The 23,695-nt window shown below is 53.8% G+C and carries 19 protein-coding genes; 13 read left to right on the top strand and 6 right to left on the bottom strand.

Translation table 11 applies throughout. The features are described 5' to 3' along the window. Positions 1-15 precede the first annotated feature (15 nt). Positions 16-2,505, top strand: a complete 2,490-nt coding sequence (locus E1H13_RS02510; RefSeq protein WP_169611807.1) for a zinc metalloprotease HtpX — start codon at positions 16-18, stop codon at positions 2,503-2,505. 470 nt (positions 2,506-2,975) lie between these two features. Further along, entirely contained in the window at positions 2,976-3,404 is a 429-nt protein-coding gene (locus E1H13_RS02505) for an RNA-binding protein (RefSeq protein WP_169611806.1), read from the top strand. Between the two features lie 175 nt (positions 3,405-3,579). Here E1H13_RS02505 and E1H13_RS02500 read toward each other — a convergent pair whose 3' ends face one another. Next, complete coding sequence (locus tag E1H13_RS02500) at positions 3,580-4,023, bottom strand: SRPBCC family protein (RefSeq protein ID WP_169611805.1); 444 nt, start codon at positions 4,021-4,023, stop codon at positions 3,580-3,582. A gap of 371 nt (positions 4,024-4,394) precedes the next feature. On the opposite strand from E1H13_RS02500, the gene E1H13_RS02495 reads away from it, so the two are divergent. The 7 genes from E1H13_RS02495 (at position 4,395) to E1H13_RS02465 (ending at position 14,053) form a co-directional block, all read left to right on the top strand. After that, the gene (locus E1H13_RS02495) at positions 4,395-6,029 is read left to right on the top strand and encodes a mechanosensitive ion channel (RefSeq protein ID WP_169611804.1); all 1,635 of its coding nucleotides are present in this window, start codon (positions 4,395-4,397) and stop codon (positions 6,027-6,029) included. Between the two features lie 226 nt (positions 6,030-6,255). Then, positions 6,256-6,477 carry a hypothetical protein gene (locus E1H13_RS02490; protein WP_169611803.1) on the top strand — a complete coding sequence of 74 codons (222 nt, stop codon included), beginning with the start codon at positions 6,256-6,258 and terminating at the stop codon, positions 6,475-6,477. A 10-nt stretch (positions 6,478-6,487) separates the two neighbouring features. Next, positions 6,488-8,656, top strand: a complete 2,169-nt coding sequence (gene ppk1 / locus E1H13_RS02485) for a polyphosphate kinase 1 (protein ID WP_206069915.1) — start codon at positions 6,488-6,490, stop codon at positions 8,654-8,656. A 712-nt stretch (positions 8,657-9,368) separates the two neighbouring features. Further along, positions 9,369-10,274 (top strand): DUF4922 domain-containing protein, encoded by a 906-nt coding sequence (locus tag E1H13_RS02480; RefSeq protein WP_169611801.1) that lies wholly within the window; start codon positions 9,369-9,371, stop codon positions 10,272-10,274. A 108-nt stretch (positions 10,275-10,382) separates the two neighbouring features. Continuing rightward, positions 10,383-11,276 (top strand): SPFH domain-containing protein, encoded by an 894-nt coding sequence (locus E1H13_RS02475; RefSeq protein ID WP_169611800.1) that lies wholly within the window; start codon positions 10,383-10,385, stop codon positions 11,274-11,276. 116 nt (positions 11,277-11,392) lie between these two features. Beyond that, a complete protein-coding gene (gene rlmN / locus E1H13_RS02470) occupies positions 11,393-12,487 on the top strand; it encodes a 23S rRNA (adenine(2503)-C(2))-methyltransferase RlmN (protein WP_206069941.1) in 1,095 nt (364 codons plus the stop codon). A 165-nt stretch (positions 12,488-12,652) separates the two neighbouring features. Then, entirely contained in the window at positions 12,653-14,053 is a 1,401-nt protein-coding gene (locus E1H13_RS02465; RefSeq protein ID WP_169611798.1) for an acetamidase/formamidase family protein, read from the top strand. A 271-nt stretch (positions 14,054-14,324) separates the two neighbouring features. Here the strand turns inward: E1H13_RS02465 and E1H13_RS02460 are convergent, their stop codons facing one another. Continuing rightward, entirely contained in the window at positions 14,325-16,175 is a 1,851-nt protein-coding gene (locus E1H13_RS02460; protein WP_169611797.1) for an AAA family ATPase, read from the bottom strand. 96 nt (positions 16,176-16,271) lie between these two features. Further along, positions 16,272-17,525, bottom strand: coding sequence for an NAD(P)/FAD-dependent oxidoreductase (locus E1H13_RS02455; RefSeq protein ID WP_169611796.1), 1,254 nt, complete (start codon positions 17,523-17,525; stop codon positions 16,272-16,274). Positions 17,526-17,969: 444 nt separating this feature from the next. Here E1H13_RS02455 and E1H13_RS02450 point away from each other — a divergent pair, with 444 nt between their 5' ends. Next, positions 17,970-18,824: a 4'-phosphopantetheinyl transferase superfamily protein gene (locus E1H13_RS02450; protein WP_169611795.1), complete on the top strand. Its 855-nt coding sequence runs from the start codon at positions 17,970-17,972 to the stop codon at positions 18,822-18,824. On the opposite strand, the gene E1H13_RS02445 is transcribed toward E1H13_RS02450, so the two are convergent. The 3 genes from E1H13_RS02445 to E1H13_RS02435 form a co-directional block, all read right to left on the bottom strand. Beyond that, positions 18,790-19,566 carry a proteasome-type protease gene (locus E1H13_RS02445; RefSeq protein ID WP_169611794.1) on the bottom strand — a complete coding sequence of 259 codons (777 nt, stop codon included), beginning with the start codon at positions 19,564-19,566 and terminating at the stop codon, positions 18,790-18,792. The genes E1H13_RS02450 and E1H13_RS02445 overlap by 35 nt on opposite strands. Before the next feature lie 478 nt (positions 19,567-20,044). Beyond that, positions 20,045-20,155 (bottom strand): photosystem II reaction center protein PsbM, encoded by a 111-nt coding sequence (gene psbM, locus E1H13_RS02440; RefSeq protein ID WP_169611793.1) that lies wholly within the window; start codon positions 20,153-20,155, stop codon positions 20,045-20,047. A 173-nt stretch (positions 20,156-20,328) separates the two neighbouring features. Continuing rightward, a complete protein-coding gene (locus E1H13_RS02435; protein ID WP_169611792.1) occupies positions 20,329-20,667 on the bottom strand; it encodes a 2Fe-2S iron-sulfur cluster-binding protein in 339 nt (112 codons plus the stop codon). Between the two features lie 353 nt (positions 20,668-21,020). Between E1H13_RS02435 and psbB the strand changes: the two genes are divergently transcribed. From psbB to nrdR, 3 genes are all read left to right on the top strand, one after another. Beyond that, the gene (psbB, locus tag E1H13_RS02430; RefSeq protein ID WP_169611791.1) at positions 21,021-22,553 is read left to right on the top strand and encodes a photosystem II chlorophyll-binding protein CP47; all 1,533 of its coding nucleotides are present in this window, start codon (positions 21,021-21,023) and stop codon (positions 22,551-22,553) included. A gap of 123 nt (positions 22,554-22,676) precedes the next feature. Next, the gene (locus E1H13_RS02425) at positions 22,677-22,775 is read left to right on the top strand and encodes a photosystem II reaction center protein T (RefSeq protein WP_169611790.1); all 99 of its coding nucleotides are present in this window, start codon (positions 22,677-22,679) and stop codon (positions 22,773-22,775) included. Positions 22,776-22,984: 209 nt separating this feature from the next. After that, positions 22,985-23,509 (top strand): transcriptional regulator NrdR, encoded by a 525-nt coding sequence (gene nrdR / locus E1H13_RS02420; RefSeq protein ID WP_169611789.1) that lies wholly within the window; start codon positions 22,985-22,987, stop codon positions 23,507-23,509. Positions 23,510-23,695: the final 186 nt, after the last annotated feature.

Here is a 23,695-nt window from a genome sequence, read left to right as displayed (position 1 = left end):
TTTGGGCCCATCACTATGGCTTCAGACAGCCACCACCAATCCACTCAGTCCCCGGGGGGCCACCTCTACCAGCAAGGGGTAGCGGCTTATCGGGCCAAGGCGTATGACCAAGCTATAGCCTATTTTCGGCAACTGCTGCGGTTGGCTTCCACCCCGGCTGACAGAGTAAAAGCCCAGATGGGGTTAGTGCGATCGCATCAGCGGTTAGGGCAATATGCAATCGCCCGTCAACTCTGTCAACAGCTCCAAGCCAGCCCTGTAGACCAGGCTCGCCAGTGGGCTGAGCAGACCCTCCGTCAACTGCCGGCCGCAGGTCAGACGACGGTGGCTTCGATACCTACCGACCTGGCCCAACCGGCTTTTCCTGGGGCTAAGCGAGATTTGCCCCAGCTGGACCGTCCGACCACCAACGACACCGGGTTTGTCCCCTTTAGGGCAGAGCCAACGGCACCAAAAGGGCCGCCATCAGCCTCAGCCGCCGCCGCTGCTGAGGCCCCGCAGCCTCCCCCCATGGCTGGTCCAGCCACTCCGGTACCCAGTTCTTCCCCCCCCAGACCCCAGACCCAGACCACTCAGTCATCCTCCTCCAGTTCCTCAGCAGAAACCACGACGGCAGGGAAGGGAGGCTCCCTATTTCACTACCAGCGGCTGAATCAGCAGCCCTGGCGAGGCCCCCTGGATGAGGCCCCTGGGGAACCCAACTCGGCCCCCCAGGCAGCCGCCGAAGCGCCAGCCCCAGCAAAGCCATCAGTCCCGTCGGTGAGCGCAACCACGCCCCGGCCCCAACCCCTGCCTAGACGTCCCCTCCATCTGTGGTTCGGCCAAGCGGTCACGGCGATCGCCCTGGTATGGGGAATCAACTGGGTCTTCCATCTGGGTCTGAGGGGGGTTAATGGCCTGATCCGACTGGTGCGCTGGCCGGTACGGTTTTACGGTCTGCCTGCCCTTGATCAGTCCTACAATCCCTGGGTAATCGGATTAGTCTTGCTACTAGCGGTGGGTAGCCCCTGGATACTGGACTGGCTGCTGGCCCGGTGGCATGGTCAGCGGGTTTTATCCACCCGACAGCTACAACAGCTCAACCCTCAGGCCCTAACGGTGTTGCGACAACTCTGCCGCCGCCAGGGCTGGCACTTGCCGGAGTTACGGCTGATTCCAGAGTCAACCCCCTACTGTTTTAGCTATGGCTGGCATCCTCGTAATACCCGTATTGTGGTCAGCCAGGGGATGCTGGACACATTACCCCCAGACCAGGTGGTGACCCTATACAGTGTGGAGTTGGCTCACGCTATTAATGGCGCATTACCTGTCTTATCAGCGGTGGGGTTATGGCTGCTGGTTTGCCATACCGTCTATGGCCAGTTGGCAGATTGGGCTGAACAACGGCAGCAGGCCTGGTTGCGGTCGATCATCGGCGCTCTGGCCCATGGCTTCTATGCCCTCTATTGGGGTTTACGGCAGCTGACATTGGGGCTGTCGCGCTGGCGGAGTGATTGGGGCGATCGCCGCACCGTTGTACTCACTCGACAGCCACGCCTTTTGGCGGACACCTTAATTCATCTAAGTGCCACCCTGGCCTCCCACAGTCAGCATTCGGGCTCGATTTCGCCAATTCTCTGTAGCCTGGGGGTGTTGCTACCGATTAGCCCTGCCCAGGCCCTTAGCCCCGGCAGCTTTGTGTCGACGTTAGGCCTAGGACCCGTGGTTACCTCCGATGTGACCAACCCCTATCGCCAGTGGTTGAGGATTAACACCTCCCATCTACCGCTGGGGGAACGCCTGGTCGTGCTCAACCAAGCCGCTAAGCAGTACGGGCAGCCCCCCCTCTCACTTGAGACTGCGGACCTCTCTCCCATGCCTGCTTTTGCCATGGCACCGCTGCTGCGCCAAAAAGCACCCCTGGTGGGCCTGATCGTCGGCGGTAGTTTGGCCATGGGGCTGTGGTTTTTAGGGGGAGTCACCCAAGGGTTACGGTTACCCTTCTTGAGCTGGCTGTACCAAGATCCCACGGTTCTTTGGGGGCTGTTGCTGTTGGGCCTGGGTATCGGGCTGCTACTGCGAATCAATACCCTCTACCCCGAGCCTCCCCATGATTTGCCGCCAGAATCTGCCAGCCGCTTGATATCTGCTTTGCCACCCCTACCAGTGCAGGGAGCGCCGATTAACCTCCAAGGCCAGCTGATGGGACGATCGGGGCCAGCTAACTGGTTTTGTCAGAGGTTGTATTTAGCTTGCCCCGAGGGGTTGGTACGGCTAGCCTGCCCCTCTCCCTTTAGCGCCTGGCAAGCACTCAGACGACCCCAGCAGCACCCTGCGGCTTGGATCGGACGACGGGTAACCGTCAAGGGATGGGGACGACGGGCCGGGGGTGAACTCTGGCTTGACATCGACCATATTCACCTTGACCAACGGCAAGCTATGGTCGGCCACGGGCCACAGTGGGCTACCTTGATCAGTTTAGGGATTAGCCTATGGGGTATTGTCATCATCTTTACGGGGGGCTAGCGGGCGATCGCCCAACACTCGTTAACGATATGTTGCAATATTGCTCTGGCAATGTTACATTTATTTACAGAAACGGATGCCTAAGGGCCTACCCGATCTTCGTCATCGATACGGGTTCTATTGGGTATCAGGTTCTCCTACTCTCAACACAGCAAATGGACCAGCCTTGTTAGGCTGGTTTTTTATTGCCTGAACATGAATTCTTTGGTGACTAATCCGTTTGAATGGTGGTTCTGCTCCATATCCCGTGTTACCTTAATTATTGGTTCGCTATTGCTGAGCCACTCAGGGCTCTGGTGAATACCTTTAGCGATACCGAATTAATCTGGCTATATGAGTTTTGGGGCCATGGGTTTTTAGACTTGGTGATTGGTTAGGCTGCTTGTTACAGCCCAACTCCAATGCCTTAGCGCTTATAAGTACTTTTTTATTGATGCACCTAGTTGCTTTAAATACCAGAGGTATCTAACATGTCCATCCGTCTTTACGTTGGCAATCTTTCTCGAGATCTAGAACGGCAAGATTTCGAGACAGTGTTTTCTGATTACACTGAAGATTTAGTGTCTGTGAAGCTGATTTCTGATAAGAAAACCGGTAAATGTCGAGGATTCGGATTTGTAACTGTCAAAACTGACGAAAAAGCCGATGAAATCGTGTCAGCACTCAACGGACAAGTGTTGCAGGACATGCCCCTAAAGGTTGAAAAGGCCCTGCCTCGGACCAAGGGAGATGACGCCCCTGAAGCTCGGTCTGAGGGGGGGAGTAAGCGGTCTAAGTCCAATAACCGCAAAGCGTCAACCTCTTCTTCCAGTAGTGCTGCGGCCCAGCCCGATCCTCGTTGGGCTGATGAACTAGAGAAACTCAAGCAAATGTTGGCGACTCAAACCACATCTAGTTAACAGAAATTAGCAAAAGAAAATTATTTTTTGTTGATTCTCCCGACAGATGATCATCTGTCGGGAGAATTTTGTTCAGCGCTGATCTGTCATGGCTAGATCGGTAACGCGATCGCGATAGTGTTCTCTCCCCGACAGCAGCCATAGCTCGCTAACCAGCACGACGAGTTGACTGCCCCTACAGAGACTCAGCTACCGCTTTTAACCGCTGGAGTTGGGCCAGCATATCCCGCTGGGTCCAATTTGCGGCAAACCAGTCAAACCCAGCCTGTACCAATGGATTTGGCACTTTAAACTCAAACCGGTTGAGCAGATGAGTGCCCTGGTCAACCGGTTGACATTCCCAGCGATCGCGTCCCTGAAAGAACCCCTCAAATTCCCAAACAACCAGACCAGGTTGTCGTTCAACCACAGTACTGATCAAGGTGGGTCGCCACAGGGGGATTTGAATAATAAACCGACTGCGATCGCCCAGTGCGGTTCCCCAGGTACCAATTGGCTCACAGCGCAGCGCCGGATTGAGCCACTGGTGCATTAGATCTTGATCGGTGATGCAGCGTTCTACCGTGGTGGCGCTAGCGGCAATCAAAATCGTCTGTTCAAACCTTCGGTGGGTAGACATATCATCCAACTCCTGAGAAGATTGGCGGCATGTAGTGTCTCTAGTGGAGAAGAAAAGCAGAAATTTCGCTTCTTTGGTCAGTAGGGGCAAATTTTCACAGAATTTGTCATCCCTCAACTTCTAGGGCAACTATTCAGGCTACCTGGGCCTCCAGAGCGTGAGCGCTAGAAACGCTGATCATAGAACCAATCGCGACCCTTCTGACGGTAATCTTTTTCATCAGAACACAGTTTTATTTATATTGGGACCCAACCGGTTAAGCGGGACGTTGGTCTGCGATCAGCTGCCCCCTTGCTAACGGATGTGTCCGACCAACATAACCTTGCACTGGATATGGATATCCCGATCTTCGTTCAAGACAACCTGTGATCATGTTTTCTACCTACCTCTTCCTAGCTCAAACGACGACCACTGAGTCACCAGGCCCTGCGGCCTCTGTCAACCGTTTTGCCGATGAAGTATCAGGGCAGCTAGGGCAGTTTTTACCCAGCCTGGTTTGGGCCATCGTGCTGCTGTTGCTGGGGTGGATTGTCGCCACCCTAGTAGCCCTGGCCGTCAAAAATCTACTCAAGCGGACCAACTTTGACAACCGCATTGCCAGTTGGGTGACCGGACAACCGGCAGACCAGGGCATTGCCGTTGAAAAATGGGTGGCCACCATTGTCTACTGGGTGATCTTCCTATTTGCCATTGTGGCGTCCCTCAATGCCTTGAATTTGGCTGGGGTGTCGGCACCGCTAAACAATTTTCTCGATCAGATCTTCTTGTACCTGCCCCGCATTGGTGGGGCTGTTGTCTTGCTCGGGGTAGCTTGGGTGACCGCTACCCTGGTGCGATCGCTCGTCATCAATGGTCTGTCCCGCTTTAACCTGGATGAGCGTTTGGCCCAGCAAGCCCAGATGGAATCAGGCGGTCCCCCGATTGTGCTGAATGAAACCATCGGCAATGTGCTGTATTGGTTCATTTTGCTGCTGTTTATTCCGCTAATTCTCAGTGCGCTGCAAATTCCGGGGCTACTGGCCCCGGTGGAAGGCCTGATTAATTCCTTCTTGCAGGCCATTCCTCGGATTATTACTGCTGGTATTGTCCTAGCCCTGGGCTGGATCATTGCCCGGATTGTGCGCGGCGTCGTCACTAACCTATTGATGGCCACTGGTGCAGACCAAGTGGGCACCCGCATGGGGCTGAAGGCGACCACCGCTGAGGGCACAACCCTATCTGGTTTAGCGGGTACTTTAGCCTATGTGCTGGTGTTGATCCCAGCCGTGATTGCCGCTCTAAACGAACTAGATATCGACGCTATTTCGGTGCCAGCCATTTTGATGCTGGAGCAGGTGCTGACAGCTATTCCCCAAATCATTATGGCTGGGGTGGTAATCGCCGCCGCTTACTTTGTCGGCCAGTTTGTGGCGGATCTAGTCACGAGCCTGCTGCGCGGGGCTGGCTTTGACAACATTATGTCGATCTTGGGCCTACCCGAACTGAATGTTGGGACTGAGCCCACAGTACAGCCAGGGGTAGATGCCGAAGGTCGCCCCGTGCCCACAGTGCAATCGCCAGGACGCAGTCCATCTGAATTAGTGGGTATCATTGCCCTGGTAGCCATTGTCTTGTTTGGGGCGATAACCGCCACCGAGATTCTTAACTTCCCTGGCTTAACTGATATTGTTCGGGCTGTGCTCCAGGTCGGTGCCAGAGTGCTGAGTGGCGTTGTCGTGTTTGCAGTGGGCCTTTATTTGGCCAATTTGGCCTATCGGCTGGTCAACACTATGGGCACGGGCCAAGCTAAGGTCCTAGCCCAGGCGGCCCGCATTGCCATCGTTATTTTTGTGGGTGCTATGGCCCTACAACAGATGGGGGTTGCCCCCGACATTGTGAATCTAGCCTTTGGTTTGCTGCTCGGGGCGATCGCGGTGGCCATTGCCATTTCCTTTGGCCTAGGGGGGCGCGATGTCGCTGGCGAGCAACTGCGAGAGTGGTTGACCTCCTTTAAGCAACGGCGTTAGTCCGAACCGAGTACGCTGTGGCTTAGGTTTGCCACCTTAGCGGCAATGGTGAATTTGTTAGGTTAAGGCGCCCTATCCAAATAGATAGGGCGTTTTTTCTGCTGTCTAGGGTTTCCCTGCCAGCTCAGGCAGGGTAGGATGATTAACTTAACGTTAAGTTACGCAACTGGCCAGGTCGGCGATTGGCCAGCCTTTGTTAATGGCAGTGCCGCACACCAGACTACCCATGGACAGTCAAGACTGGGCGCAGTACATAGAATCCACCGACGGCCTGTCGCAACCTTGGCTATTGATGCCGTGGCGGCTGCACTGGTTGAATGAACAGCGCTCTACCCAGTCACCTGAGGCCTATGACCCCGAGTGGGGCCACCTGCCCCAACCCCTGATGGATTTGGGTGAGTGGTGGAGCGGGCAAGAGAAACAGGCCTTTGGAGTAGGAGAAAAATAGGGCCATGACCATGGCACAGCCCCAACCGTACGAGACGCAACCTGCGATCAGCCCTCAATACTACGTCAGTCGAGAACTCAGCTGGCTAGAGTTCAACCGTCGGGTCCTGCACGAAGCCCTAGACAGTCGTACGCCGTTGCTAGAAGCCCTGAAATTTTTGGCCATCTTCAGTGCCAATCTAGACGAATACTTCATGGTGCGGGTGGCGGCGCTGAAGCAGCAGATTGCCGCTGGCGTTAGCCGCACCTCCCCCGATGGCCTCACCCCTGCCGCCCAACTGGAGGTGATCAGCCAGCGATTAGGTCCGATGGTCACTCAGCAACACCAAGCCTTTGAGCAAACCTTGCGCCCCGCGATGGCTGAGCAGGGTATTCACCTGTTGAACTATGACGCCTTAACAGAAACCCAGCAAACCTATTTGCAAGAGTACTTCGAAGAGCAAATTTTCCCGGTGTTGACCCCCCTGGCGGTCGACCCAGGGCATCCCTTTCCTTACATTTCTAACCTCAGCCTCAATTTGGCTGTCGTCGTTGATGATCCCCGAACGCATCAAACTCACTTTGCCCGGGTCAAAGTGCCCAAGGTCCTTCCTCGATTTGTACCCCTGCCTGAAAGCCTGTGGCCATCAACGGATGATTTGGGTATCTGTTGTTGGTTAGGGGTACCCCTAGAACAGGTGATTGCCCACAATCTGTCAGCCCTCTTCCCGGGGATGGACATTCAGGCCCATTATGTGTTTCGGATTACCCGTAATGCTGACCTGGCAGTGGAAGAGGACGAAGCCGATGATTTGATGTTAGCGATCGAGCAGGAACTACGGAAACGTCGCCTCGGGGGATCGGCTGTCCGCCTGGAAATTCAGCAGTCAACCCCACCCCCCGTGCGGACCATGCTGATCCAAGAAATGGATCTGGCAGAAGCAGACGTTTACGATATTGACGGGCTGATGGGTCTAAGTGACTTGATGACCTTTATGGGGCTGCCCCTCCCCCACTTAAAAGCCCCTACCTGGGCGCCCACTACCCCTGCCACTTTTGAGCTTTTGAGCCCGCCGCAGGTGGAAGATGCTGATATGACCCTGGAACCTGCCGACGACCTGTTTGCCCTACTGCGCCAGCAGGATCAGCTCCTACACCATCCCTATCATTCGTTTGCCACCACAGTACAGCGATTTATAACTCAGGCGGCCCATGACCCCCAGGTGCTAGCGATAAAAATGACCCTGTATCGCACCTCGGGGGATTCTCCGATTGTCAGTTCTTTAATTTCCGCAGCAGAAAATGGCAAGCAAGTCTCGGTGCTGGTGGAGTTGAAGGCTCGATTTGACGAAGAAAACAACATTAACTGGGCTCGCAAGCTGGAGAAATCTGGGGTACATGTGGTGTATGGCCTGATGGGGCTGAAGACCCACACGAAAATTGCCCTAGTAGTTCGCCGAGAGGATGACCAAATTCGCCGCTACTTTCACATTGGTACGGGCAACTACAACCCCAAAACTGCTCGACTATACACCGATCTCGGTCTGCTGAGTGCCCGTCCAGACATTGGCGCTGATCTATCCGACCTGTTTAACTATTTGACCGGGTATTCTCGGCAGTACCATTACCGCAAGTTGTTGGTTGCCCCTTTAACCCTACGCCAGCAACTGGAGGATTTAATCCAGCAGGAAATTAGTCAGCACCAAAAAGGAGCCCAGGGGCGCATTATCGCCAAAATGAATTCCTTAGTTGACCCTGATTTGATTGCCCGCCTTTACCAAGCCTCCCAAGCTGGGGTGTCCATTGATTTAATTATTCGTGGCATTTGCTGTCTGCGCCCAGGATTGCCTGGTGTGAGTGACAATATTCAGGTGGTTAGCATTATTGGTCAATTTTTAGAGCATTCCCGCATCTTTTATTTCCACCATGGGGGGGATGAGGTCTACTTGCTAGGCAGTGCCGATTGGATGCCCCGCAACCTGGATCGTCGGGTAGAAGTGGTTGTCCCTATTGAGGATCCAGCGATCCAGGTTGAGTTGAAAACGATCTTGGATCTTTCCCTTCAGGACAATCGCCAGGCTTGGGACATGCAGGCTGATGGGTCCTATGTTCAGCGCCGCCCTGGACTCAAGGCACCAGAGCTCAGTTCCCAGGTCCAGCTGATGAAGCAAGCCCACCAAGCTAGTCACCTGGGGGGATGAAGCGGCTTCGGGCACAGCTTTCCTGCCGTGTTAACTATCGTTTCATCTGTTTGGATTGACGCTAAAAGTCGGTATATTGAATATGGAGCTGATAAGGCTCCCCTGGCAGATCAAACAGCCAATTGTCCACACACAAGAAGGAGTGAAAGCGCTGTTAATAGCTCATCTGTCTCGTTTAACCACCAACACCCAATTCTCCGTTCAATACTTCCTAAAGTAGATTAGGGGAGTCGTTCAAGCCATCAATTTATCGCCTAACTAGGTTGTTTATATTGGTGTGTTTGCCTCCAAATAGTCTTAACCAAGGGTAGGAAGTTTTCTGGACTAGAGGTTGGGTGTTGTTGTATGTAGTGATTATTTTTAGTCATGCTTTTTGACTATACAGTAATTATGTATTAATCTTGAAACTCCCTAATATAAATCCCTAATATAAAAAGGTAGAAGTAAGAAGGCCGCAGGCGGAAAGGAAATCCCGCTCCACGCAAGGTTTTCACTAACTGAAATAGGTGGGTTACTTCTGAGACATGTCACCTGCCACCTGGAACCCCTGACACCCTCAACAAAGATGGGCATATTCCTATCGGCCAGTACTAGTGAGACGTCTCGCCTGCACAAGCAAAATGCCCCCCCCTACACGGGAGCCCAAGTTTGTGGGAATTGCCAGCGGTTTGCTAGAGTCGGGTAAGTAATTTGACCTCTGTCTAAGTTAGTTATGGTGAAGTTTCCCGCAGCCCAGCAGGTGTCTCGTTCCCTGTGGGACCAGGTTCGTCAGCAAACTAGCTATGCTCTGGCATGTGGCGCCCTTCAGCCCATTGAAACCCAGTACGAATTTATTGAACAGGGGGGAATGCGCTTCTTGGTGCGGATACTCGCCAATCTGGCTCGTAAGGAAAAGGCGGCCCAACGCCAAGTTAGTCAACAGCCTTCAGGGCAATCCTTTAACCCTTTTCTACCCTACGATCCTGACCTATTCGTGGCGGATTTGACGCCCACCCACCTGTGTTTGCTGAATAAGTACAATGTGGTGGATCACCACATTTTGATTGTCACTCGTACGTTTGAAGACCAAGATACCTGGCTTACCCTGGCAGATTTTCAGGCGTTAGCGATCGCCATGGCTGAGATGGATGGGTTGGCCTTTTACAATGGCGGACGATTGGCTGGGGCCAGCCAGCGTCATAAGCATCTGCAGTTAGTTCCTCTACCCCTATGCCCGGACGGCAGTCCGCTGCCAGTGGCCCAGGCCATTGATCAATTAGCGCTAGCTGAGGCAACCCTGGGCCATAACCCTAATTTTCCCTTTGGCCATAGTATTATCAAGCTACCGAGCGGCTGGCTAAGTCAGAAGGTTACCGCTGGAAAAATCCTCCACACGGCCTATCAAACACTTTTAGACTGCCCCGGCAGCCATTGGGCTCAAAGCTCGCAGCCATTTCCCTATAATCTGCTGGTCACCTGGGATTGGATGATGATCATAGGTCGACGTCAAGACCATTATCAGTCTATTCCTGTTAATTCATTAGGGTTTGCTGGATCCCTGTTAGTCAAAAACCCAGAACAGTTAGCCTTACTTAAGGCCATTGGCCCGATGACGTTGCTACAGCAGGTGGCCTGTTAGAGATATGGAGTTAGAGTAATTTGCTGGCTCCATAGCCCACTGCAAAAAGAACTGAGTAAACTTGAACTATATGATCAGCTGATTGTTACCTACTGCGAGACTATTGCTGTGCCTACTTCAACAATTATCGGTATTCTGGCCTTAATCATCACTGGCTATACCTTTGGTTCGGTGCGAATTATTAACCAGGGCAACGAAGCACTCGTGGAGCGTTTGGGCCGGTACCATCGCAAACTCAAACCTGGACTTAACTTTATTGTGCCCGTGTTTGACTCCATCGTGCTGAAGGACACGGTGCGGGAGCAATTGTTAGATGTGCCCAAACAAGGAGCAATCACTAAGAATAATGTGTCCTTGGATGTGGATGCCGTGGTGTACTGGCGTATTTTAGAGTTGGAGTTGACCTACTACGCCATTGAAGATGTGGAAGAGGCGATCAAAGAGCTAGTGACCACCACCCTGCGATCGGCAATCGGCAGAATGGAGTTTGAAGAAACGTTTTCGTCGCGGGATGAGTTGAACCAGAAGTTGTTGTCTCAATTGGACGAAGCCACTGAACCCTGGGGGGTTAAGGTGACGCGGGTGGAGGTGCAGGAAATCATTCCGCCGGAAGAGGTGAGACGTTCAATGCAGAAGGAACAGGCAGCACAGTTGAAAAGCCGAGCGGCTGTGCTAGAAGCCCAGGGGGATCGGAAGGCTACCATTGAACGGGCTGAGGCTACGGTGGAGTCCATCCAAATGTTGTCGAAAGCGTTGCAGCAGGGCACCCAAGATGCGGCCCAAGGGGTTGGAGCCAATAATACCGCTGAAATTCTGAAATATCTGTTGGCTCAAAGCTATGTTGAAGCCAACCAAAAACTGGGTGCTAGCGAGAATTCAAAGGTGGTGTTTATGAACCCTGAGTTGCTAACCGATGGCCTAGTGCGTCTGATGGAAGATACTGCCCCTCCCCTAGACCCGACAACTAAAACTAAGGATTTCCCTAGCCGCAACCGGCCCTGAATATCAACCATCAGCTATCTTAATCGGCCGATATGGTTAGACTGGGTTAACCCCGTTACCATAGAAGACCCTGTATTTCGACCTTCGCCATGGCTACTACCTCCCTGTCCCCGATCATGCCTGCCGATGCTCCTGGTGCCGAGGCGGGGGAAGTAGCCTCTGAAACTTACCTGCTGGGGTTATCCCTAGAGGCCTTGACAGAATGGGTACAGGCCCATGGGCAACCGGCCTATCGAGGCAAACAACTGCACAACTGGCTGTACAAAAAGGGGGCGCGATCGCTGCAAGATATCACCGTCTTCCCCAAAGCCTGGCGACAAGCGATGTCGCAGGTGGTCATTGGTCGCTCTACCCTACATCACCGGGCTGTGGCCAGGGACGGTACGGTCAAATACCTGCTGCGCCTGGGGGATGGCCAAATTATTGAAACTGTGGGTATCCCCTCTGCAAACCGGCTGACGGTGTGTGTTTCATCGCAGGTGGGTTGCCCCATGGCCTGCGACTTTTGCGCCACGGGTAAGGGCGGCTTTTTGCGCAACCTGTATTGTCACGAAATTGTCGATCAAGTGTTGACGGTGCAGGCTGACTTTGGCCAACGGGTTAGTCATATTGTGTTTATGGGTATGGGGGAACCGCTGCTGAATACTGACTCTGTGGTGGCGGCGATTCGCTGCCTCAATCAGGATGTGGGCATTAGTCAGCGGGCCATCACCCTATCGACCGTGGGCCTACCGGGGCGGATTCGCAAACTGGCGGACGAGCAGCTGCAGGTCACCCTGGCGGTGAGTTTGCACGCCTCTAACCAAGCCCAACGGCTCCAGTTGATTCCTAGCGCCAAAGCCTATCCGCTGGAAACCCTGCTGGATGAATGCCGCGATTATGTCAAATTGACCGGGCGACGGGTCAGCTTTGAGTATATTTTGCTGGCGGGGCTGAACGATCAACCCCGTCATGCGGCTGAACTGGCCCAGCATTTGCGCGGCTTCCAGAGCCATGTCAACTTGATTCCCTACAACCCGATCGATGAGGCCGACTATCAGCGACCCAGTGAAGCCAGCATCAGTAGTTTTGTAGCGGCTTTAGAATCTCGCCACATTGCCGTCAGCGTCCGCTATTCCCGTGGCTTAGAGGAAAACGCGGCCTGTGGACAGCTGCGGGCCTCTAAGGGGAATCTCGCTGCCGCCGGGTCAGATACCACAACCTTAGGCTGACGATAGCCCCAGACTTGAAGACCTGGGCACAGCAAAGAACCTACTGTACCGATGCCTTGAACGCAGGCAAGTTGTTATAGCAAGTTGTTTTATATACAGACGGCTTATTGTCCTTAAGGAAGAATTGAAGCGCATTGGTCGTTTATTCGCTTAAGGACAGTAACCATGACTGAATATCGCAAAGGGCGTTGGTTTAAGCCCTGGGGGTTATTATTTGGGGTAACCTTGGTCCTAAGCTGGTTGATTGGGGTCTGGCCTGCAAGTCTTGCTGCGGTTGAGGGGGCATTGCCACCGATCGAATCGACCCTACCCACAAGTTGCACCAGCCCCACCAGTAGCCCTCACCATTACAAGCTGGTAGCCAGTCCTGAAACAGTACATTGGGGCTTTTACAGCAAAAACCTGGACCCGCTAGTGACGGTCAACTCCCAGGACTACGTCACCCTAGAAACGATTACCCACCATGCTGGAGATGACTACGAGCGCATGGCTGCTGGCGATCCTGCCATTGAAAGTATTTATCATTGGACGGCTGATGAAAAGACTGTAAGCGATCGCGGTCCTGGGGTTCATATTCTGACCGGGCCTGTCTATGTGTGTGGGGCCGAACCTGGCGATCTCTTAGAGGTCCGGGTGATTGATTTGAAGCCTCGGCCCAGTGGCAACCCGCTGTATGCAGGCAAAGCCTTTGGCTCTAATGCCGCTGCTTGGTGGGGGTTCCAGTACGACAACTTGAAAGAAGACCCCAAGCCCCGGGAAGTGATCACCATCTACGAAATGGATGCCACCGGAGCAGAAAATTGGGCTGAAGCGGTTTATCGCTACCAGTGGACTCCCCAAACCACCCCCGATGGCACCCTGCACGAAACCATCGACTACCCTGGCATTATTGTCGATCCGGCTACGGTCACCCAGATTGACGAAACCTTAGACGGGGTGAAAATTCCCCTACGGCTACACATGGGTTCGATGGGAGTTGCCCCCAGTGAAGCCGACATCGTGGATTCTATTCCTCCCAGCTACTTTGGTGGCAATATTGATAACCGCAACATTGGTATTGGCACCACCATGTATTACCCGGTGGCCGTCCCTGGGGCTCTGTTTTCTGCCGGAGATGCCCATGCCTCCCAAGGGGATGGAGAACTGGATGGCACCGCCATTGAAACCTCTATGGATGGCATCTTTCAATTTGTCTTGCACAAGCAAGCAGACTTAGCTGGCACTATTCTTGAAGGGGTGAACTATCCTTTGCTGGAAACCGCCGAAGCTTGGATTGTCCATGGCTTTACCTACCCTAACTATCTGGAGGCCCTGGGAGATGAGGCCCAATCCAGAATCTATGAATTGTCGTCTTTGGACCCAGCGCTGAAAGATAGCTCGGCTAAAATGCGCGACTTTCTAATGAACGGCATGACCATGAGCGAAGACGAGGCTTTTTCCCTGATGACCGTAGGGGCAGACTTTGCCATTACCCAAGTGGTTGATGGTAATTGGGGGGTCCACGGCATTATTCCGAAGGGAATTTTTGCCGCAGAAAACGTTAAGCCCAAACCTTCGGCAGATTAGGAGACTGCGCAAATTGCGCAGATTACTAGTAGGCTGTCAAGCCAGAAGTAACGGGTTAACAGGGTCTGCGGTGCAAGGTCTACGGTTCACGGTCTACGGCTTGCCTTAAACCGTGAACCCTAAGTCCCATCTCCCGTCATTAATTGTTTTGACTGAACACCAGCCTGGCACGCTAGTAATCTCCGGCATACGTTGGTCAACTGGTCCTGAGACCTACTACCCGGCCCCTGAAACCCTCAATCAGATTCGGTCAGATATCTATCAGCCAATCTTAGGTTGCTGGCCCACCGAGGGCTGATTGCCGTTGACGCATAAGAGCAAGATAGGCCTGTTCCCAATGGTTAGCGCTTATTTGAAGTTGACTGGGATCATCTAACCCTTGGGCCCGGTATTCACGAATCGCCTCTAGGGCGGCCTGGTTGCTTAACAGGGCCAGGTCAGCCCCATTCCAGCCTTCGGTGCGACTGGCCCAATTGTTCAGGTCTATACCCTGCAAGGGGCGATCGCTGTTGTGGACCTGCAAAATTGCCCTGCGGCTATCGGCATTGGGTAGCCCCACTTCCAACTGTAGGTCCAGTCGGCCTGAGCGCAGGATAGCTGGGTCCAGGGCGCTGGGACGATTGGTGGCGCCAATCAGCAGCACGTTAGGACAGCTCTGCAACCCATCTAGCTCTGTCAACAGTTGCCCCACCACCCGATCGCTGACTCCTGAGTCGCCTTGAAACTGCCCCCGGGCGGGCACCAGCGTGTCAATTTCATCAATGAAGATGACACAGGGAGCGGCTTGACGGGCTTTAGCAAATAGTTCGCGCACCGCTTGTTCTGCCGCCCCCACCCAACGGCTGAGCAACTCTGGGCCATTGACCGCGATAAAGTTGGCTCGGGCTTGGGCGGCTACCGCCTTCGCCAATAGGGTTTTGCCAGTACCAGGTGGCCCCCACAACAGCAACCCCCGTGGCGCCTTGGCCCCCGTTTGGGCATACAGTTCAGGATATAACAGCGCCCCTTCCACGGACTCCTGCAGGGTTTGCTTGATCGCCTCTAAGCCGCCAATATCCTCCCAGGCGATCGCCGGAGACTCCACTTCCACCGATCGCAGGACCGAGGGTTTGATTGCTTTAATCGCCTGTAAAAAGTCGGCTTGGACCAGGGTCATCTCGTCCGGCATGGGGCCCGTGAGGGAGGGCACCTGCCGCCGCAGGGCCAGATAGGCTGCCTTTTGGCACAGAGCTTTGAGGTCAGCGCCCACCAGCCCCACCGCCAGGTCAGCAATCCCTTCCAGATTCACCTCATCCAGAGGCATCTCCCGGGTTTGAATCTGCAAAATCTCTAACCGTCCCTGGCGATCCGGTACCCGAAAGGCCACTTCTCGGTCAAATCGCCCTGGTCGCCGCAGGGCTGGGTCCAAATGGTCGGGACGGTTGGTGGCCGCTAGCACAATCACCCCATTCGTTTGGGCAAAACCATCCATCAATCCCAGCAAAGTAGCGACTAGGCGTTTCTCCACTTCCCCTTCCACTTTGCTGCGATCGGGGGCGAGACTATCGATTTCATCAATGAACACCAGACAGGGAGCCGCCTTTTTAGCCTTGTCGAAAATGGCTCGCAGGCGCGCTTCGGCCTCCCCGTAATATTTACCCATCACCTCAGGGCCAACAATGGCGATGTAGTTTACCCCTAGATCCTCTGCCAGGGAGCGGGCTGTCAGGGTTTTGCCGGTCCCGGGCGGCCCCACGAGCAATACCCCCCGGGTGGGCTCTAACCCCAGCTTGGCTAGCACATCTGGACGTTTGAGGGGAATTTCCACCAGCTCGCGCAACTCCTGGAGGGTGTCAGAAAGGCCACCGACGTCTTGGATGGTGGGGGCGGGTGGAGGACTAGATGGGGAGGTAGGGGAGGTGGGGGGTGGGGTGATGATGACATCATCGTCGGGGGAAGGGGCACCGGAATTACGGCCCATTTTGCTGACCCCCATATCAGGAATGTTTCCCTGGCGGGGAATACTGCTGAGCCCGCGGGCGTTAATCTGGACGTTTGTTTTCAACTCGCCGTTTTCGGCTTTTTCTTCCAGGGTCTTGGCCAGTTCCAACAGTTGCTCAAAACCTTTAAAGAAGTCATTCATAGCAATACTAGGGCTAACAGCAGCGGAAATGGCCAAGGTATAGTCATCCCCATCGGTTAGGATGCACCGGTCAGGGACAACCCTATCGGGGACCCCCTAAGACGTTATAAAAATTGAACTAAGCCAATGGCGCAGCACCCGCCAACGGTGATGGGCGGTAGGTAACCGCAGCCAGTAGGCCCAGCGACGGGAAACAGCGCCCAGTCTGCCGGTAATACATAGGCCAAAGCCACACACCACGGCATTGTTTCGCCCTAGGGTGAGCATATCTCCCAGGTGGACATACCCAAAGGATCGCAGTGGCCGCTGCGCCGCCAATGCCCAAATATTATGGGCCACCACAGGAGCGGCCTGGTAGGCGGATTGGGCCGTCATGGGGGCGCTTGACCCTGGTCGGCGATCGCGGGTTATGATTGGCATTTCGGCCATATCCCCCAGCACAAACACGCGGTCATCCTGGGGGATCTGTAGGGTGGGACGGACTAAGCACTGCCCCAGGGGGGATGGCTTTAGGGGATCGAGCCCAGGCCAGGAGCGAGGCACGGTCCCCACGGTCCACACCACCAGATCGGCAGGTTGCTGACAGGTTTGGCCCTGGTACTGATAGGTGACAGTGGCGGCATCTACAGTCTGAATGGCAGCCCCTAAATACACAGTAACCCCCCGTTGCTTCAGGGCTTTGGCCGCAGCCTGGCGTAGGGGTTCTGGATAGGCCCGTAGAATTTTCCCCCGCCGGTCTAAGATGGTGACCTGTCCTTTGGCCCCCAGGCGATCCGCTAATTTGCAGGCCAGTTCCACGCCGCTCGGCCCCGCCCCAGCCACCACCACCTGGACCAGCCCTGTGGCGGCAGCCCGGTCTAAATCGGCCAGCTGCTGCTCTAGCCGCCATACATCTGCCAGGGTGGAAAAGGGGAGGGCCTGGCCCTGGTGGCCAACGGCTGCTGGAGGGCGCATCTGACTTCCCATCGCCACCACTAAGTAGTCATAGGGAAGGGAGTCTCCCTGGTGGAGTTTGACCAGGCGGTTAGGCAGATCAATTGTGTTCACCGTAGCTTGCCGCTGTTGAATCGAGGTGTGCCCCAGTAGCTGCTGGTAGGAGGGGGCAATTTCCCAGGGTTTGAGCTCATCGGTGAGCAGCTCATAGAGCAGGGGGGTAAATGTAAAGCGATCGCGGGGCTCCACCAGGGTGACCTGAACGGGCTGAGGCCAACGCTTTAGATATCGATGCAAGGCCAGAGCGCAGTAGAGGCCGCCAAAGCCACCGCCTAAAATGCATATCCTGGTCTGAGGTTGATGGACATCTGATGGCGTCGAGTGATTGTACGCTTGCATCTGAGGAGGCATACCCATGAACAATCCCATCACAGTACTTACAGGATCAAAGGCATTAGGGCCGCCTAATGCCTTTGCGGCCAGCGAGTGTCCCCTCGCCCCAGCCCATGCTGTTCAGCCCATGCTGTGCTGACGGCTGACGGTGATTCAAGCATGCCCACTCGGCTTGACAATATTGATAGATAGCTGCGATCGATCCATACTCAATCCGAGTCAGCAACCCCCTCAGCGTATCCCAACGAAAAGAACAGCCATGTCCAGGACGCGAACTCGGTCAGTTGGGCCCGGTCGCGGCAAGATTTCGGATAAGTTTTAGTTAGCTGGAACACGCTAAACGCATTGACAGCAATTTTCAGTCGCGATCTAGCCGGTATTTGGTGCCGACTAAGCCACTTGTCCTCCCCTGATGAAAGCTAAGTGGCATGGCTGTCCTTTTGACCCCAAATGGCCTAAATTTGGGATATGACTCAGTTCGGCTCTACCGACACCTCTGTAAGCCCAATTCCGGACTTGGGCGATGTTGTCCATGTGTGGATGATTCCGTTGACGGAGGACTCTAGTGCTGATCTTGAGGCTTTAGCGACCTGTTTATCCGCCTCAGAGCGCGGCAAACTGCAACGGCTCAGTCGACCCGCTGGTCGCCAAGCGTTTCTTGTCAGTCGAGGGGCGTTGCGCCACATTTTAGGGGGATACCTGCAACAGCCACCCAAAGCATTCGATTTCACCTACGGTCCCCAGGGGAAACCTGCCCTTAAGCTTACACACCCTACGGTCCAGCACCGGCACGACTCGCCGTCGCGTTCCCTAGAGTTCAACTTGTCCCACTCTGGTGACTGGGTCGTCATTGCCCTCTGCCAGGGGAGAGCCATCGGGGTTGATATCGAGTTGGTGCGACTTTTGTCACAGCTACCGAGTCTGTGTCAACGCTGTTTGACCCCTGCTGAAACCGCTACGGTGCAAGGGCTCGAACCAACTCAGGCGAATCTCCGATTTTTACAATACTGGACTGGCAAAGAAGCCTACCTGAAGGCCCTAGGGTTAGGACTGACCGCATCTATGACCTCTGTCGAGCTAGCGATTCCCCCTGGAGCGATCGCCCCTCAACCAGCCCCCATTACCCCTGGCCCACTGCACGATCAGGGCTGGCACATTTACCAATGGCAGCCTAGCCCAGCGTACATCGCTGCGATCGCCGTGCAGACCTCAGATTTAACCACACATCCCCAGATTCGGCTGTACCAAACCACCGCCAAACAGTTAATCCACGATGACCACCCACAGCCTACAAGGCTTCCAGTTCCGGAATGCCCAACGTAGGTGCAATATCGTCCTGGTTCCAGGAGATGTCAGGCATATTGCTGGAGGCCTCCCGTAACGCCACCTCCCAATGCTTGCGCATCTTAATTAAGTAGGGATCACCCGCCTGAAACTGAGCCCGATGGCGAACGGCAAAGGTATCGGCCTTGTACATGGCCATATGTACCGGTGGACCCACCGACAGGTTCGAGCGCATGGTGGAGTCAATGGACAGCAAGGCACATTTGGCAACCGCATCCAGCGGTGAATCGAACGTTAGGGTGCGATCCAAAATGGGCTTGCCATACTTTGTTTCACCAATTTGCAAAAAAGGAGTCTCTGGGGTGGCCTGAATGCAGTTGCCCTGGCTGTAGATTAAATACAGCCCTGGGGGCTCCCCCTGCACTTGTCCCGCTAGCAAGAAACTACATTGAAAATCAACCCGATCCTTCTCCAACCAGGGGCGATCGGTCTCTTGCATCCGACGAATGTGCTCGCCAATGTGTCGCGCCATATCATACAACGTGGGCAAGGCATATAGATTGTCCGGGCGATCGCGCTTAATATCTTCCGTTAGGTTATGCACAACGGCTTGAGTCACCGATAGATTCCCAGAGGTGCAGAGTAAAATCACCCGGTCCCCAGGCCGAGATAAGTCAAACATTTTGCGATAAGAAGAGATATAGTCAACCCCGGCATTGGTGCGCGAATCAGCCGCCAACACCAGACCCTCTTTGACTAACACCCCGAGACAATACGTCATAGGCTTGACCCCAACCCAATATCCACCAGGCCCATTGTTATTCATGCAGTCTAGACCCTGAATGGCCCAATAAAATCAGCCCTAGGGCCACCAGGGGCATGCCCTGAAAAAAAGGCGCTGATAGAACACCAGCGCCTTGAGATTTTTCACAAAGAGTATCTTTCACAAAGACTGTTTTTCACAAAAACCATCCTTGAATTCGGTCATCCCCCTGTTTAGCAAAAGCAGCTTAACAAAAGCAATGGCCAAAACCGTAATACCCATACGGGGTATCGCAATACTGTTAGCTAGGGCTAGCCTTAGCCACTATCGCCAAACAGTCTACAGCCTTTAGCCCCATAACCTTTGGCTTTATAAGAAGAGGTGTACCCCTTAGGATTAGCCCATCTGCCAAAGCTTACCTGCTGCAACTGAGCGCCATACCAGCGCCTCGATATCAACATCTCGCAGACCAAAGCCTCAATAGACCATAACGAGTCTAGGCACCCGTTTGCTTACTAGAGGTTTGGATGTACAGAATCAACAGGAACACAGTGGGAACCAGCACAAAGAGAATGCTAGCTACAAACCCAAGTTTATTTACTTCCATCGGTGCTTGCCTCTACTCTCTTACTCTCAATCAAACAGCAGTCCATCAAGTTGTAACCTAACGCTTTTAGAATACCACCTGACTTTCCTCCTGGGTGATGGAAACTTGGGAAGAGGCAAAATTGGCCTGACAGCCATTGCCCGCCGACTCGGTCCTGGGGGTACCCCCATCGGTTAAGCGGTTTTTGACTGCTGGGAGGATGAGCGACCTGATTTCTTGGGCTTAGTGGCGATCGTCACTGGTCCATGGACCGTTGTTTGACAAGCCAATCGGCAAGTTTCCGGCCATTTCTTTAGCTTACGCTCTTCTACAGCAGTGCGGGGAGACAGATTCTCATGACCATCCACCACATCCACCACACAGGTACCGCACTGGCCATACCCCCCGCAGTTCATTAGTTTGCCGCTGAAGGTATACAGGTCAATGCGATTTTCCAACGCCTTAAAGCGCAGGTTGGCCCCGTCTGGCATCGTAATCTGAGTATCTTCGTTAAGAAACTTAACAGTTGCCATGGGCCTATCTCCTTATGATTGCGGCGTCAACAATGACTGATAATTCGAGCGTTTCGCGGCTGATGTGTGTATTCCTCGGAGCTGCTCTCAGCTGAAATCTAGCCAGAATCAAGCCATAAGCTTGCGAGGAGGATTTCAACTAGTTACACTTCTTTAAGTAATTTCATTGTTACATCTCATCTGTACCAAATGAATTCTTATCCATCAACGGCCATGGCAATTGCCAAACGATCCCGGAGGATGGAGATGGGATAGGGGATTCTGTGAGCCCAATCTGATAGGCTTATCAGTATCTGGCATTCTTAAGACAATTTCAAAACAACACTGTTTTACCTAGAGGAGGAGAGTAGTCAATGGGACTACCCTGGTACCGGGTACATACGGTCGTCATCAACGATCCCGGGCGACTGATTTCTGTACACCTAATGCATACAGCCCTGGTGGCTGGCTGGGCTGGCTCTATGGCCCTGTTTGAACTAGCCACCTTTGATCCAAGCGATCCTGTGCTTAATCCCATGTGGCGGCAGGGCATGTTTGTGTTGCCTTTCATGGCGCGCCTAGGCGTTACCCAATCTTGGGGCGGCTGGAGTGTGACTGGCGAAACCGCTGTCAACCCTGGCTTTTGGTCTTTTGAAGGCGTTGCTGCTGCCCATATTGTATTGGCAGGCCTGCTATTCTTGGCCGCCTGCTGGCACTGGGTTTACTGGGATCTCGATCTATTTCGGGACCCTCGCACTGGGGAGCCTGCCTTAGATTTGCCCAAAATGTTTGGTATTCACCTGTTCCTGTCCGGGCTACTGTGCTTCGGGTTTGGAGCTTTCCACTTAACAGGGCTTTGGGGTCCTGGCATGTGGGTGTCGGACCCCTACGGTCTCACTGGCCATGTGCAGGGTGTGGCCCCAGAGTGGGGGTCGGCTGGGTTTAACCCCTTTAATCCGGGGGGGATTGTCGCCCACCACATTGCGGCTGGCATTGTCGGTATTATTGCCGGGCTATTCCACCTGACGGTACGTCCACCGCAGCGACTGTACAAAGCGCTGCGCATGGGTAATATCGAAACCGTACTGTCCAGCAGTATTGCCGCTGTTTTCTTTGCGGCCTTCGTGGTCGCAGGCACCATGTGGTATGGCAGTGCCGCTACCCCCATCGAATTGTTTGGTCCTACCCGCTATCAGTGGGATAGCAGCTATTTCCAGCAGGAAATTCAACGGCGAGTTCAGTCTGAAGTAAGCGCCGGGGCCACGTTAGCTGAGGCCTATTCCACGGTTCCTGAAAAATTGGCGTTTTACGATTACGTGGGTAATAGCCCTGCTAAGGGGGGCTTATTCCGAGTTGGCCCAATGAACCAAGGTGATGGCTTAGCCCAGGGTTGGCTAGGGCACCCCGTCTTCAAAGATGGTGAAGGCCGAGTTCTGTCCGTGCGTCGTTTGCCCAGCTTCTTCGAGACTTTTCCAGTTGTGCTGGTGGATGAAGACGGTATTATCCGAGCTGATATCCCCTTCCGCCGGGCCGAATCGAAGTATAGCTTTGAGCAAACCGGTGTTACGGCTACCTTCTATGGGGGTGAGTTGAATGGTCAGACCATTACCGAACCAGCCCTGTTGAAACGTTATGCCCGTAAAGCTCAATTGGGTGAGCCCTTTGAGTTTGACTTAGAAACCCTGGGGTCGGATGGTGTGTTCCGCACCAGCACCCGTGGCTGGTTTACCTTTGGTCATGCTGTGTTTGCGCTGTTGTTCTTCTTTGGCCATATCTGGCACGGTGCTCGTACCCTGTTCCGGGATGTGTTTGCGGGCATTGACCCCGACCTGTCTGCCGAGCAGGTGGAATGGGGCTTCTTTGCCAAAGTAGGGGATACCTCTACGCGCCAGGAAGAAACAGTTTAAGTTTGACGCCTGTTGATGAACAATGTGCCCGACCGTTGAGCCTGTCCGCCCATCTGTCGGGCACATGACATCTGAAATACCTGTAAACTAAAGATAGCTAGTTAGAGTAGGAGCCTGTTCACTATGGAAGCTGTCGCTTACATCTTCATTTTTGCTTGCGTTATCGGTACGCTCTTTTTCGCAATTGCCTTTCGTGAGCCGCCTCGCATTTCTAAGGACTAAGCTGGGGATTAAGCTGGAAATTCCCACTGCCTGGTCTAGGCTATGCCGGAACTTTGCTGAGGTGGGTAATTAATTTAGTTGCTTTTTGCACAATTTAATTAATATAGAAGCAAGTTTTCTTTTTAAGAGGGCTTGCTTCTGTCGTTGTTACTCTAAATTTCTGACAGAGGGTCCGTCGTTCGCATCTTCCGTCCCCCGGGAGCAAACCCATGCATTGTCCGTTTTGCCAACATCCCAACAACCGTGTCCTAGAATCTCGTTCCGCAGAAGCTGGACGTAGTATTCGGCGACGGCGAGAGTGCTTACGGTGCGAACGACGGTTTACTACCTACGAGCGCATTGAGTACGTGCCGATCACCGTGATTAAACGCAATAGTGACCACGAACTCTTTGAGCGATCTAAAGTGCTGCGGGGAATTGTCCGCGCCTGTGAAAAAACCCCTGTCACCCCTCAAACCATTGAAACGGTAGTGGACGACATTGAGGCAGAGCTTCAACAGCGGGCCAGTCGGGAGGTTAATAGTGCTGAAATTGGTGAAATGGTACTGGCAAAGCTGCAAACCATTAATGAAGTTGCCTTTGTCAGGTTTGCCTCGGTTTACCGCCAGTTTCAAGGTATCCGCGATTTCACCGATGCCCTAAATCTGCTCCAAGACCATGCCAGTGAGACAACATCGGAACAAGCTGATCCAGACGCATCCCCTGCTTATGCCGTTTCCGTTTTCAGATCTTAACTCTGAGAGGTTCGAGGGTGGCGAAGGGTTGGCATGACTTACATCGAGCTGTGTTCCTAGCGGCTGACAAGCCTTGGCTTCTCCGGAGATAGTTGCACCAACTATTCACCAACGCCATTTCATCAGTTATAATTTTAATCCTGTGGGTTTATCGGTCAGTCTGTGCCGATGCGTTGTCGCATGTAT

Source organism: Nodosilinea sp. P-1105 (assembly GCF_012911975.1).
In the GTDB taxonomy this organism is placed as follows: domain Bacteria; phylum Cyanobacteriota; class Cyanobacteriia; order Phormidesmidales; family Phormidesmidaceae; genus Nodosilinea.
The sequence above is the reverse complement of the archived record's forward strand: the minus strand, read 5'-3'. Positions and strand labels throughout refer to the sequence as shown.